The organism is Pyxidicoccus fallax, from assembly GCF_012933655.1.
GTDB classification, from domain to species: Bacteria; Myxococcota; Myxococcia; order Myxococcales; family Myxococcaceae; genus Myxococcus; species Myxococcus fallax.
Genome location: NZ_JABBJJ010000108.1, coordinates 1 through 12210, shown reverse-complemented (window position 1 = coordinate 12210; position 12210 = coordinate 1). Strand labels below are relative to the sequence as shown.

12 protein-coding genes are annotated in these 12210 nt (G+C 70.8%); 7 read left to right on the top strand and 5 right to left on the bottom strand.

Features of this window, described 5'->3' with window-relative positions; all coding sequences use genetic code 11:
- The first annotated feature begins 77 nt into the window (after window positions 1–77).
- From sitA5 to HG543_RS23115, 4 genes are all read left to right on the top strand, one after another.
- Window positions 78–1352, top strand: a complete 1275-nt coding sequence (gene sitA5, locus HG543_RS23130; protein WP_169347005.1) for a SitA5 family polymorphic toxin — start codon at window positions 78–80, stop codon at window positions 1350–1352.
- Window positions 1352–1702 (top strand): DUF2019 domain-containing protein, encoded by a 351-nt coding sequence (locus HG543_RS23125; RefSeq protein WP_169347004.1) that lies wholly within the window; start codon window positions 1352–1354, stop codon window positions 1700–1702. Before sitA5 ends, HG543_RS23125 begins: the two co-directional genes overlap by 1 nt.
- Window positions 1703–2145: 443 nt before the next feature.
- Window positions 2146–2496 (top strand): DUF2019 domain-containing protein, encoded by a 351-nt coding sequence (locus HG543_RS23120; protein ID WP_169347003.1) that lies wholly within the window; start codon window positions 2146–2148, stop codon window positions 2494–2496.
- 85 nt (window positions 2497–2581) lie between these two features.
- On the top strand, window positions 2582–4111 hold the full coding sequence (locus tag HG543_RS23115; RefSeq protein ID WP_246357236.1) for an MBL fold metallo-hydrolase: 1530 nt from the start codon (window positions 2582–2584) through the stop codon (window positions 4109–4111).
- A gap of 13 nt (window positions 4112–4124) precedes the next feature.
- Here the strand turns inward: HG543_RS23115 and HG543_RS23110 are convergent, their stop codons facing one another.
- Window positions 4125–5126 carry a hypothetical protein gene (locus HG543_RS23110; protein ID WP_169347001.1) on the bottom strand — a complete coding sequence of 334 codons (1002 nt, stop codon included), beginning with the start codon at window positions 5124–5126 and terminating at the stop codon, window positions 4125–4127.
- 92 nt (window positions 5127–5218) lie between these two features.
- Between HG543_RS23110 and HG543_RS23105 the strand changes: the two genes are divergently transcribed.
- Window positions 5219–6034: a methylase gene (locus tag HG543_RS23105; protein ID WP_169347000.1), complete on the top strand. Its 816-nt coding sequence runs from the start codon at window positions 5219–5221 to the stop codon at window positions 6032–6034.
- Window positions 6035–6224: 190 nt separating this feature from the next.
- Window positions 6225–7523 (top strand): carboxylate--amine ligase, encoded by a 1299-nt coding sequence (locus tag HG543_RS23100; protein WP_169346999.1) that lies wholly within the window; start codon window positions 6225–6227, stop codon window positions 7521–7523.
- 25 nt (window positions 7524–7548) lie between these two features.
- Here the strand turns inward: HG543_RS23100 and HG543_RS23095 are convergent, their stop codons facing one another.
- The 3 genes from HG543_RS23095 to HG543_RS23085 all read right to left on the bottom strand — a co-directional run bounded on the left by HG543_RS23095 (window position 7549) and on the right by HG543_RS23085 (window position 10332).
- Entirely contained in the window at window positions 7549–9006 is a 1458-nt protein-coding gene (locus HG543_RS23095) for a type III PLP-dependent enzyme domain-containing protein (RefSeq protein ID WP_169346998.1), read from the bottom strand.
- On the bottom strand, window positions 9003–9854 hold the full coding sequence (locus HG543_RS23090) for a glycosyltransferase family 2 protein (protein ID WP_171818646.1): 852 nt from the start codon (window positions 9852–9854) through the stop codon (window positions 9003–9005). The genes HG543_RS23095 and HG543_RS23090 overlap by 4 nt, the downstream gene beginning before the upstream one ends.
- Window positions 9855–10071: 217 nt before the next feature.
- Window positions 10072–10332, bottom strand: a complete 261-nt coding sequence (locus HG543_RS23085; protein WP_169346997.1) for a hypothetical protein — start codon at window positions 10330–10332, stop codon at window positions 10072–10074.
- A gap of 202 nt (window positions 10333–10534) precedes the next feature.
- Here HG543_RS23085 and HG543_RS23080 point away from each other — a divergent pair, with 202 nt between their 5' ends.
- Window positions 10535–11302: an arginyltransferase gene (locus HG543_RS23080; RefSeq protein WP_169346996.1), complete on the top strand. Its 768-nt coding sequence runs from the start codon at window positions 10535–10537 to the stop codon at window positions 11300–11302.
- Window positions 11303–11313: 11 nt separating this feature from the next.
- On the opposite strand, the gene HG543_RS23075 is transcribed toward HG543_RS23080, so the two are convergent.
- Entirely contained in the window at window positions 11314–12207 is an 894-nt protein-coding gene (locus HG543_RS23075) for an alpha/beta hydrolase (RefSeq protein ID WP_343073418.1), read from the bottom strand.
- Window positions 12208–12210: the final 3 nt, after the last annotated feature.

The following is a 12210-nucleotide window of genomic DNA, read 5'->3' as shown; positions in this document are numbered from 1 at the left end:
CGGTGCCTGGAAGCTCCCCGCTCACGCGGCGCGGCATGGCCGTAGACTGGAGCCCTCCTCGAACTGGAAAGCGTCTCATGGCAACCCGTCTGGGCGTCGTGGTCCTGCTCCTCGCCCTGCTCAATGCGTGCGCCACCCCGCGTGTCGTGCGCCTCGATACGGGGCAGGGCACGCCCCTGGAGTTCCGGCCGTCCTCCTCGAGCAAGGCCGTGCGGGTGGATGCGGAGGCATTCGAGGAGGCGCTGGCGCGGCTGGTGCTGGAAGTGCCCCTGACGCTCCGTGCTCCTCAGCAGGGCTGGTGGGTGCGCGCCTCCCACTCCGGCGACGCTACGGATGCGCGATGGCAGCGCCTGATGCACAAGAGCTTCGGCGGCCTCTGCGAGCCGGGCCGGCGCGGGGACAACTGCCTTTCCCTGCGCGACGTCGGGCCAGGCCTGGGCGAGTGGGACAGGCTGGGAGTCGCCCTGGGGCTGTCGCTGGAGCCGCTCAAGGAGAGCATCGCCAGGGCGGTGGAGGAGACCCTGGCGCCTCAGCTCTTCTACACCGTCATCGCCACGGGCCTTATCACCTGGGTCGTCCTGGCGGCCAACCCCGAGCCGGTGTTCACCAAGGCGGCGGCCATCGTCTCCGCGGTCCTGCTCATCTACCTGGGAGTGGAGACGTTCCTGGAGGTGGTGGACGCGAGCCGGGAGCTGAAGCAGACCACCGACCGGGCCACGACGTGGATTGAGTTGGAACGGGCCGGCCAGCGTTTTGCCTATCGGGTGGGACCAGAGGTGGCTCGTGTCTTCGTCCTCGCGGTCACCGTGGTGGTGAGCCATGGCATGGCTGGGGGCGCCGCGTGGCTGGCTTCGCGGCTGTCGATGCTGCCCCACTTCACGGAGGCTGCGGCGGTGGGGGCCTCACGCGTAGGGCTCCACCTGGGGAATGTGGGGCAGGTGAGTGCGGTAGCCGTTGAAGGAAGCACCGTCGTCATCTCCCTGCCCGCCACGGCGGTCGCCATGGCAGCCCAGGGTTTGAGGGGAGCCGCATTCAGGTCCTGGGGCTCGTTCAGCGGTCTCAAGAGTGCCCTGGGCTCAGCGGGACCCGGCAAGAACTGGCACCACATCGTCGAGCAGACGCCGGGCAACGTGGCGCGGTTCGGTCCTCATGCGCTGCACAACACCGAGAACGTCATCTCCCTGGACGAGGGGCTGCATACCCAAGTGAGCGCTTTCTACTCACGGAAGAACCTGAGGATCACCGGCTCGCGAGAACTCACCGTGAGACAATGGCTGAGCACGCAGTCTTACGAGGCCCAGCGCTCATTCGGCTTGCAGTCCATCGAGAACATCAAGAACGGAGTCTGGTGATGAAGCTCGAAGAACTGGTTGAACAATTCGCCCAGCATGTGCAAGCAGAGACAGAGGCAGGCTGGAAAGGAGACGCTAAAGCCGCGAACAGGCACGTCGATGAGTACCTCGCGGTTTTCGACGAACTCCGGGCCCGTGGCGATGCAGGACGCGATGCGCTCGCCGCTCTTTTCACGCATTCCCGCTTGGATGTCCGCGTGACAGCGGCAGCATTTCTGCTCCGCCATCGCACGGAGGAAGCGAAGGCAGTTCTGGAAGATGCCGCGAAAGGTAAGGGAGTAGTTCCATTCGAGGCGCAGCAGGCCCTGAAGCGGTGGGAGGAGGGTACCTGGGCTTTGGACCCGGCATGACCCCGCGCAACCTCGAAACAACGAGCATCGAGGAACTTGTCCAAGAATACGAGCAGGCGGCGGTTGCCTACGGGCAGGCGCTAGACGCTGCGAACCATCGGGCGGCCAATCGCGCTCACGACAGGATAGCGGGGCCTACCGTGAACTCCGGAGGCGAGCGGCGGCCTCCCATCTCCTTCCGTTATTGAGGAGCGAGGACGAGAACGTCCGTTCTTGTGTTGCGGCACATGCGCTCGAGTTCGCACCATCACAGGGGGAACCTGTTCTGATGGAGTTCGCTGCCCGCCCAGGACGAATCCGGACACGCGCGGAGTACGCGCTCAAGGCATGGCGCGAGGGCACGCTCAAGTTCCCATGAGGCAGTGGCTGAGCACGTGGTCTTACGCAGCCCCGCGTGCATTCGGGCTGCGGGCGATTGAGAACGTCAGGAAGGGATACTGGCAATGAGGTTGGAGGAACTCGTCGCGCAGTTCGCCGAGAATGTTGCCGCGCAGACCGACGCCATCTGGAGGGGAGACGCAAAGACGGGGAACAAGCATGCCAAGAGGTACGGCGCAGCATTCGATAAGCTCCGAAGCCATGGCGATGCTGGACGCGATGCGCTCGCTGTTCTCTTGAAACACCCACGCATGGATGTTCGGGTCACAGCCGCGGCCTGCCTGCTCCGCCATCGCACGGCGGAGGCCAAGGCGGTTCTGGAAGAGGCCGCCAAGGGCGAGGGGATGGTCCCATTCGAGGCGCAGCAGGCCTTGCAGCGATGGGAGGAAGGTACCTGGGCCTTGGACCCGGAATGATCCCAGCGAGGCGGACACTGACGCGAATCACGATTCAGGAAACCGCCGCGCCCACGATGGCCGTTCGATGCCATCATCCGCCTCCATGCGACTCACCCTGCACCGGGGCGTCAGTCTGGCCGTGCTCGCCTCGGCCCGGACGGAGGCCGAGCACCACGAAGACCTGGGCTGCAGCATCCAGGGCCCCACCGCGCGCCCCGTGCGCCGCGCCCACCTGCCCCTGAAGCGGCACATCGCCACCCTGGGCCGCGAAGGCGCCCTGCGCGAGGCGGACGCACTCGTGCGCTGGCTCGAGGACACCCCGCGCTACGCCGCCCTGTGCGAAGACGGCCGACGGCGGCGTGGCCGGCGCGTGCTGCGGCGCGAGGTGCTCTTCCCCGACGCCACCCGGCACAAGCCCCGCGTGCTGCACCTGCGCCAGGAGTCACTCGGCCTCGACGTCCCCGTGCGCACCTCCGAGTGGCCCGCCGTGGCGGACCTCTTCGCCGCGCTCGCCCGGGGCGCCACCCGCACTGAATTGCGCGCGCTCTCCACCGTGCCCGTGGTGGCGGACCTCCTCTCGGACCTGGGGCAGGCGGGCTGGCTCGTCCGGCACTCGGACGCAGTGGAGGTGCCCGAGCCCGGCGCGCTCTTCGTGGGCCACAACACGGTGCTGGTCGCCGGCCGAGAGGGCCGCGTGCTGGTGGACCCGTACTTCCGGCCCCAGGGGCTCGTGGACCGCAAGGGCTACGCGCCCATGCAGCCGCGCGACGTGGGGCGGGTGGACGCGGTGGTGATTACCCACTCGCACGGAGACCACTTCCACCTGGGCTCACTCCTGCCGCTGCCCCGCGACACGCGCATCTTCGTGCCGGCGGTGGCGCGCGAGAGCCTCTTCTCCACGGACTGCGTGCTGCGACTGAAGCAGCTCGGCTTCACGCGCGTGGAGCCGCTGCGCTGGGGCGAGTCCCGGCAGGTGGGCGACGTCACCGTGCGCGCGCTGCCCTTCCACGGCGAGCAGCCCACGGACGAGCAGGGCCCGTACCCGGACCTCTTCAACGAGGGCAATGCGTGGATGGTGCGCACGCCGGACTTCTCCGCGGCCTTCTTCGCGGACTCGGGGCACGACGTGCGCGGCGACATGGACACGGTATGCAGACAGGTGCACCGTGACGAAGGCCCGGTGGACGTCCTCTTCTGCGGCGTGCGCGGCTTCCGGCTGGCGCCCATCTTCTTCGGCTTCACCACGCTGGACGCCTTCCTCGTCAACGTGCCGCGCGACGCGCTGACGAAGCCCCAGCGGCTCATGGCCGGACCCGAAGAGGCGCTGCGCTACGGCGAGCTGCTGGGCGCGCGCTACGTGGTGCCGTGCGCGGACGGCGGAGCGCCCTGGTACTGGCGCGAGGGCATGGGCCCCCGCTACCCGGGCTACCCCGGTGAGCCCGTGAGCGGCGCGAGCCAGCTCGACGAGAATCCCGACGCGGACCCGTACCCGGAGCGGCTCGCCGAAGTGCGCCGCGCGGTGGGGCACGGGCCCCAGGCGCTGCTCCTGCGGCCCGGTGAGGCGCTGAAATGGAAGGGTCAGCGAAAGCCCGAGGTGGTGCGCTACCCCGGCTTCACGTGGCCATTCGGCTGACGAGAGACGCCGCTCACGCCTTCGGGGCAAGCCGCTTGCGCATCCGGACAATCTGCACGGCGTAGAGCACGGCGAGGCCGACGAGGCACAGCACGCCCAGCGTCACGTAGCGGCTGATGAGGGCGCGCTCGTCCCAGCCGTGCTCCTCCACGAGCCGGCTCGCGTCGCTCATGCCCACGCCCTCGTTCTGTCCGAAGGGAATCTCGGCGAAGTCCGTGCGCGCCTTCCACCAAGTGTGGAAGCCGTCCACGTAGCTGGTGGCGCCAATGGCGACGAAGCCCCAGCGCAGCCCGTGCTCGTGGAGGTAGCTCCCCGGTGGCGCGTAGAGGGTGGCCATCAGCAACGTGCCCAGCACCATCATCAGGCCGTCCCCGCCGAAGGAGAAGAGCATCATCGCCGTGGTGCGGGAGATGACCACGGTCCCCACGAACTGCAGGAGCAGCAGCCCGACCCCCGCGGCCACCTGACCCCAGCGGCGCCGCTTCCAGCTCCGCCACGTCCAGAAGCCCAGGCCCGCGGCCGCCGCGGCCGCCAGCAGGAACGAGCGGCCGAAGATGGGCGTCAACCACAGCGTGGGGAACGCGACGTGGCCACACAGCCACGCGGTGACGGCATGCCCCACCTCGTGCAGCGGCATCGTGAAGAGCCGGACGATGAAGCCCGTTCCCCCCGAGACGGCCAGATACGAGACCAGCAGCGCCACGGGCAGCACGAAGATGTACAGCTTCAGCTCGTACGCGGCCTCCTCCGCGTCCGCATCCAGGTCGGGCGTCCGCTCGAAGAGCACGTCCGAGCGCAGCTCCGGAGTCGGCGCGAGCCAGGCGGGGTCGACGAGGGGCGGTGCCTCCGGCGGTGGCATCACCTCTGCGGGAGGAGGGGGCGCGGCCTGCTGCGTGGCCCGCCGGGCCGCCAGGGCATCCGCCTTGGCGTAGATGACGCCGCACTGGGGGCACTCCGGCCGCAGGATGCGCGGCGCGGAACAGCGGGGGCAGGTGGGGACGGAGGAGGGCTCCACGGTGCCTTCAGCCTACCGGCCCACGTCCACCCGAGGAAACCCGGGCCCCCCACGCACTTGACGCCAGCGCGCGGCTCGCCCATGAGCGGGGCATGTCGTCGCTGGACACGAAGACGCGCGGAAGGACTTCGCGCGGCCGCCTGCGCGCGCTCGATGCGTACCTGTGCCGCCGCGAGCCCGAGCTGCTGCGCCGCCACGACGGCCCCTGGGCCCGCGCCGTCTTCGTCGACGTGGGCTTCGGCGAGCACCCCTGGACGACGCTGGAGAGCGCCGACGCCTTCCGGGCCCTCCAGCCCGAGCTCCCCGTCATCGGCGTGGAGCTGGACGCGGAGCGCGCCCGCGCCGCCGCCGCGCATGCCGATGCCCGCACGCACTTCCGCCAGGGCGGCTTCGAGCTGCCGCTCGGAGCGGACGAGCCCGCCCGCCTCATCCGGGCCATGAACCTGCTGCGACAGGGCCCGCCCGAGCGCGTCCCCGAGGCCCACCGGACGCTGGGCGGCTACCTCCTGCCGTCCGGCCTGCTCGTGGAGGGCAGCTCGGACCCGACGGGCGCCATCCTCACCGCGCACCTGCTGCGGCGGCCGGAAGGCGCGGAGGCCCCGCCCACCCGCGAGGCCCTGCTCTTCCACACCGACTTCAGCCACGGCTTCGCCCCGCTGCTGTTCCGCGACTGGCTCCCCCGCGACCTCCGCCGCCGGGTCCGCCCCGGTGAGCCCATCCACGCCTTCTTCGCCGAATGGGTCGCCGCCTGGCAGGAGGCTCGTACCGCGGGGCATACCGCGCCACCCGACGCCTTCGGTGAGGCCGCCCTGCGCCTGGCCGCTCGCACCGGAGCGGTGGAGACCGACGCATGGCTGCTCGCCAGCGGCTTCCTCCTGTGGCGGCCCCGGGAGGGCGTTCCTCCCTGACGGGTCGGCACGTCCCCGTGCTTCCCAGTCTGCGAGAAGAAGAGGAGAGGAGAAAAGTGGGGGCGGTGCGGCTATTCTGCGCCGCGAATTCATGAAACGGCACCTCCATTCCCTCACACCCGCGGGGCTCGACGCGAGTACCGCCAGGGAACCCGGAGTGCCCGAGTCATCCAGGGAGACAGAGGACGCCATGGTGGAGCAGGCACCCCGTGCGCGAGTGGAGGGCCGGCCATCCGTGCTGCTCTTCTCCGCGGGCTTCTACGGCACGCTCGCGGCCGCGCGCTGTTTCGGGCGCAACGGCATCGACGTCACCGTGGCGGACCCCACGAAGCTGGGGCCCGCGAGCTGGTCCCGCTACGTGGGCCGCCGCGTCCAGTGTCCACCCGAGTCCCGGGCCGAGGAGTTCATCGCGTGGCTGCTCGACTTCGGCCGCCGCGAGCCGCGCCAGCACGTGCTCTATCCCACCAGCGACGAGCTGGCCTGGCTGGTGTCCGTCCACCGCGACGCGCTGTCCGAGTTCTTCCACCTCTATGACCCGGGCGTGGACGCCGTCTACGGCCTGCTCAACAAGCGCAAGCTCTTCGAGGTGGGCCAGGAGGTGGGGCTGCGGCTGCCTCGCACCTGGTTCCCCGAGTCCGAGGCGGACCTGTCCGCGGTGGCGAAGGAGGCGGGCTTCCCCGTCCTCATCAAGCCCACCACCCAGATTCTCTACTCCACCCACCGCAAGGGACATCCCGTCTCCGAGCCCGCGCAGCTCATCGAGGAGTACCGCGCCTTCTCGCGCGACGGGTACGCGGACATGCTGGTGCGGTTCGACCCGGCGGTGACGCGCCCCATGGTGCAGGAGTTCCACCCCGAGGCGGCGCAGGGCATCTACAGCCTGTCCGGCTTCATGGACGAGACGGGCGAGGTGTTCGAGGTGCGCGGCGCCATGAAGGTGCTCCAGCGCCCCCGGCGCCTGGGCGTGGGCGTGTGCTTCGAGTCCGCCCCCGTGCGCGCCGACCTCGCCGAGGGCCTGAAGCGCCTGTGCCGGCGCCTGCGCTACCACGGCGTCTTCGAGGTGGAGTTCATCCAGACGAAGGACGACTTCCTCCTCATCGACTTCAACCCCCGCTACTACGGGCAGATGGCCTTCGACATCGCCCGCGGGCTGCCCCTGCCGCTGCTGGCCTATCACGCGGCGGTGGGAGACCGGGACGCGCTCCTGCGCGAGGTGAAGGCGGCGCGCGAGTGGCGGGGGCGGGGCGAGGCGTTCTGCAACCGCATCTCCCTGGAGATGCTCCTCAACCTCCAGCGGCTGTCCGGCGCGCTCCCGGGCGACGAGGCGCGCCAGTGGCGGCGGTGGATGGAGGAGCACCGCGGCATCCTCGTGGACCCGCTCATCGACTCGGATGACCTGGTGCCCACCGCGGTGGAGGTGGCGCAGATTCTCTACTTCACCGCGCGCCACCCCCGCGCCTTCGTGCGCGCCATGGTGCTCAACCGCTGAGCCGGTCGAGCACCCGGCGTGACGCTCAGGCGGCCTCGGGCTTCGAGGCCGTCGCGGTGGCGGCGGCCGGCGCGTCCAGGGCGACCTGGTCGTCGAAGGTCTCCGCGCGGCGCAGCAGCTGCTCCTTCCCGCCGTCCAGCGCGAGGATGGCCGGCTGCGGATAGGAGAAGGACGTGGCGAAGGGCACGAAGTAGGCCCCCGCGTCCATGATGGCCAGCGTGTCTCCCACGCTCAGCTCCGGCAGCCGCTTCGCGTGGTAGAGCGTGTCCCCCGGCGTGCAGATGGGGCCCACCACCGTGTACACCTGCTCGGCGGGCGCGTCCGGCCGGTCCACGTGGAAGAGCTGGTGGTACTCGTTGCGCACGCACTCCGCATGGTTGATGCCGGCGTCGAGCACCGCGTAGGCGCGGTCCTCCGCCGCCTTGAGCGCGTGCACGCGGCCGAGGAGCAGCTGCGTGTCGCCCGTCATGGCGCGGCCCGGCTCCAGGAAGATGCGCGGGCGCTTCCGGCCCTGGCGCGCGTAGTGCGACTCCACCATCTCCACCACCAGCGCCACGTAGCGCTCGATGGACAGCGACGCCGCCGGGTCCGGCGCCGGCACGTCCCGGAAGAAGGTGAGGTTGAGCCGCCAGTCCCGCTCGGCGATGTGCTCCACCGTCGGCGTGCACAGGCTGCCGCCGAGGTCCAGCACCTCCAAATCCAACCCCAGCTCCTGGTGCAGCGTGTCCGTGAAGGCGAGCACCGACTCCACGAAGCCGGTGAGGTCTCCCTCGGTGCGGATGGTTTCGCCGCGGTGGGCGTGCAGGCCCACGACGTCCAGGTGCTTGGAGGCACAGGCCTGCTGGTAGGCCCGCAGCGCGGCGCCCCCGGCGATGGGCGTGCCGAACTGCGCGGACCAGCCGCTGTTCGTGCTCACCCGCACCGCCACGCGCGGGCGGCGGCCCACCTCGGCGGCCAGCCGCGAGAAGACGGCCAGCTCCTCGGCGTGGTTGGCGGCGAGCAGCTGGATGCCGCGGGAGATGGCCTCGCGCACGGAGGCCTCGGACTTCACCGGGCCGTTGTAGACGATGCGCTCGGGGGCCACGCCCAGCTTCAGCGCCAGCCACATCTCGTACGCGGAGATGACCTCCGCGCCCACGCCCAGGCCGTGCAGGTACGACAGCACGCCCGGCACCGGGTTCGTCTTGTACGAGTAATAGACCTCGCAGCCCCCCGCGCGGCCCGGCGGCACCGCGAGGAAGCGCTCCGCGTTGCGGCGCAGCGCGGCCAGGTGCACCACGTGCAGCGGCGAGCCATGCCGGGCCACCAGGTCCTTGAGGGGCACGCCCTCCAGGCACAGGCCCTGGCCGGGGCGGTGCTCCAGCCCCCAGTGCGAGGCGGGCACGGCGGTGCGCGCGGGCGCCATGGCCCGCTGGAGCACCGGGCGCAGCGTCTGCTTCACCTGACGCTTCGCGGTTCCGACGATTCGGCTCTTGAGGCTCACGACACCCGCCCCTGGTTCGGAAGCTTCAGCGGCAGCTTCTTGGCCACGTCGAAGGGCAGCGCCCGCATCAGCAGCTGCAGGGTGCGGTACTCCAGCGCGCCGTTCGTCCTGCGGTACTTGCCGTGGATCATCTCGTTGGACTGCACCACCAGCGTGCCGTCCTTGCCCAGGTTGTGCATCAGCGAGGGGCGGCCCGTGCGGTAGTGGAGGATGGGGCGGTCCACGTACACGTGCCCGTACGCGCGGATGGCCCGCAGGTAGAAGTCCACGTCCTCGTAGACGGGGATGCTGGCGTCGAAGCCACCCAGCGGCGCGAAGTGCTCGCGGCGCACCATGCACGCCGAATTCACATACAGCGTGCCGCGGAAGAGGATGTGCGCCACCGTCCACGCGCTGTTGGGCGTGCTGGCGCCCACCTTGGCGGCCCACTGGAAGTACTCGCTCTTGTCCTTCAGCCAGTCCGCGTCGTCGCCGAAGGGCACCACCCAGCCCACCGCCACGCCCGCGTCCGGCCGCGCGTCCAGCGCGCTCACCATGCCGCGCAGCGCGCCCTCGGCGAGCATGTCGTCGTCGTCCAGGAAGTGCAGGTAGCGGCCCTTCGCCAGCGTGGCCCCGTGGTTGCGCACCACCGCCGGGCGGCCCTTGGAGGGCGGGTCGTTCACGACGTAGCGCACCCGCGCGTCGCCGATGCCTTCCACCGCCGCGCGCGCCGTGCCCTCGGGCGTGTCATCGAGGACGATGACCTCGACGCTCACCCCCTCCTGCCGAAGCACGGAGCGGATGGCCTCCACCACTTCCTTTTCTCGCTTGTGGGTGGGCATCACCACCGACACGTCAATCGCGGACATGCGCGACTTATACGCGGCGGCGCCCACTGGCGGGAAGACGTTGGCCCCGGCGCGGCCCCCCGCGTGCCTGCACGCTCCTGGCACCGGTGATGCTCGGCTGCTCGCTCCACCGGGGCTTCCGGGACGCTCGAGCAGGCACGCAGTTCTTGCGCGGACACGGCACATCCTGCGTCCGCGGGTGACGCATCCATCGCCCTTTTGGACGCGGGGCGGGCGTTCAGTAGCTGGCGACCGTGAAGTCGAACTCGTCGTCGAACATGTCTTCCTCGGAAGGGTCGGACTGGACCTGGAGGGCAGGATTGACCTGCATGGCAGGATTGTCCTGGTTTGATGAATATCCGTGGGAGCGGGAGCCCGCGGCGGAGTCCTGGCCATCCCATTCGCGCCACCCGAAGTCCGAGCGCGGCGACGCTCCCGTTGCGTCGAGTTCGGCGTCGGAAAGGCGGTCCAGCCAGGGCTGCATGCTGTCGCGGGCCATGTAAAACCTCCTGCCCCCCCACGGGCGGCACGCGGATGTTCTGCAGTCGCCATGCCAGCCCGACCTGCGGTACCAGACGGGCGGGGGAGAAGGACTCGGCGTGTCTGTCAGGCCGCACGCGGCGCCCTGGACGCGGGGCATTCCGGCGGGCGTCCCACGACTTGACGGCGGCTTACGCGGGAGACAGGAAACGGGGACGGACATGGCCCTACTCCTGGCACACGACGTCGAGACCCCCAGAGCCTGTAGTTATCTCCCGGATCGGCGGGCCTCCCTGGAAAACTTACTGATGGAGGACGTGACGCCGGAGGAGTACGAGCACCTGCTGGTGCGCGGGTGGCGTCGCTTCGGACCGGTGTACTTCCGGCCCGCCTGCGAGGCGTGCAACGAGTGCGTCTCGCTGCGCATCCCCGTGGAGGGCTTCCGTCCCAACCGGAGCCAGCGCCGGGCGCGGGCGGCCTGTGCCCACCTGCGCGTGGAGGTGGGAAAGCCCCGGGTGGACGCGCAGCGGCTGGCCCTGTACCGCGCGTGGCACGCCGAGCGCGAGGCGGCCCGGGAGTGGAACCCGTCGCCCATCACCGCGCGGGACTACTCGCTCCAGTTCTCCTTCCCGCACCCGTCCGCGCGCGAGCTGACCTGGTACGACGACTCCGCCGAGGGCGGGCCCCGGCTGGTGGGCGTGGGCATCTGCGACGAGACGCCCCGCGCGTGGAGCGCGGTGTACTTCTTCTATGACCCGGCCTACGCGCACCTGTCGCTGGGCACCGCCAACGTGGTGCGCCAGGTGGAGCTGGCGAGGGAGCGCGGGATTCCGCACGTGTACCTGGGCTACCGCGTGCTGGCGTGCGCGTCGCTGCGCTACAAGGCCCGCTTCGGGCCGCACGAGGTGCTCACCGAGCGCCCGGCGATGAACGCGCAGCCCCGGTGGGTGCCCGGGACGTCCGAGCCCGCCGAGCCCTCCGGCTCCTGACGCGCGGGGGCCTACTTCAGCAGGGCCCCGTCGAAGTGCTGGCGCAGCCGGCGCTCGTACTCCGCGGGGGCCACCTTCGCGTACTGGCCGTGGCCGGCGCCCTCGACGACCCAGAGGGACTTCGGCTCGCAGGCGGCCCGGAAGAGGCTGGCCTGCAGCTTGGCCGGCGCGTCCGGGTCCACGTCGCTGTTGACGAGCAGCAGCGGGCGGCCCTGGAGCTGGCACATCCCGTCGATGGGGCGCACCGCGTCCACGTCCACGCCCGCGCGGCGCAGCGTCCACAGCACGGGCTCCGCGCTCAGGGGGCCCCAGCGGCCATAGCCGGAGTACACGTCCCACTCGAGCGCGGGGTACGCGCCCGCCGCCGCCACCGCCTTCACCCGCGTGTCCGCGTTGGCCACCAGCAGCGAGGTGGTGCCGCCCATGGAGAAGCCGAATAGGCCCACCCGCGCCGGGTCCACGTCCGGCCGCGCGGAGACGAAGTCCAGCGCCGCCAGGACGTCACGCCGCTCGCGGTCGCCCCATGTCACCTTGTCACCGTCGCTGTCGCCGTGCGCCCGCAGGTCGAAGAGCAGCACCCCGTGGCCCCCGCGGGCGAGCACGCGCGCCTCGAAGAGCAGCTGCGCGCGGTTTCCCGTGAAGCCATGGACCAGCACCACCGCGGCCCGGTTGCGCGACGGCACGTACCAGCCCCGCAGCGTCAGCCCGTCCGAGGTGGTGAAGGAGACGTCCTCCAGCCCCGCGAGTTCACCCACCGCCTCCGGGCGCTCCGCCGACACGCGCGGTGGGTGTAGGAGCCCCTGGCCGATGCGGTGGCCCTTGAGGACGAGGTAACCGCCCGCGGCGAGCACACCGGCGAGGGACACCAGCAGGACGAGCAGGAGGGGACGGGCGCGGGCGTTCACGGG

Bases quoted from the DNA above. Each gene is read 5' to 3' on its own strand.
- HG543_RS23105 (WP_169347000.1), top strand. From the start codon at position 5,219: ATGTCGTCGCTGGACACGAAGACGCGCGGAAGGACTTCGCGCGGCCGC.
- HG543_RS23125 (WP_169347004.1), top strand. From the start codon at position 1,352: ATGAAGCTCGAAGAACTGGTTGAACAATTCGCCCAGCATGTGCAAGCA.
- HG543_RS23080 (WP_169346996.1), top strand. From the start codon at position 10,535: ATGGCCCTACTCCTGGCACACGACGTCGAGACCCCCAGAGCCTGTAGT.
- HG543_RS23100 (WP_169346999.1), top strand. From the start codon at position 6,225: ATGGTGGAGCAGGCACCCCGTGCGCGAGTGGAGGGCCGGCCATCCGTG.
- HG543_RS23085 (WP_169346997.1), bottom strand. From the start codon at position 10,332: ATGGCCCGCGACAGCATGCAGCCCTGGCTGGACCGCCTTTCCGACGCC.
- HG543_RS23090 (WP_171818646.1), bottom strand. From the start codon at position 9,854: ATGTCCGCGATTGACGTGTCGGTGGTGATGCCCACCCACAAGCGAGAA.
- HG543_RS23115 (WP_246357236.1), top strand. From the start codon at position 2,582: ATGCGACTCACCCTGCACCGGGGCGTCAGTCTGGCCGTGCTCGCCTCG.
- sitA5 (WP_169347005.1), top strand. From the start codon at position 78: ATGGCAACCCGTCTGGGCGTCGTGGTCCTGCTCCTCGCCCTGCTCAAT.
- HG543_RS23120 (WP_169347003.1), top strand. From the start codon at position 2,146: ATGAGGTTGGAGGAACTCGTCGCGCAGTTCGCCGAGAATGTTGCCGCG.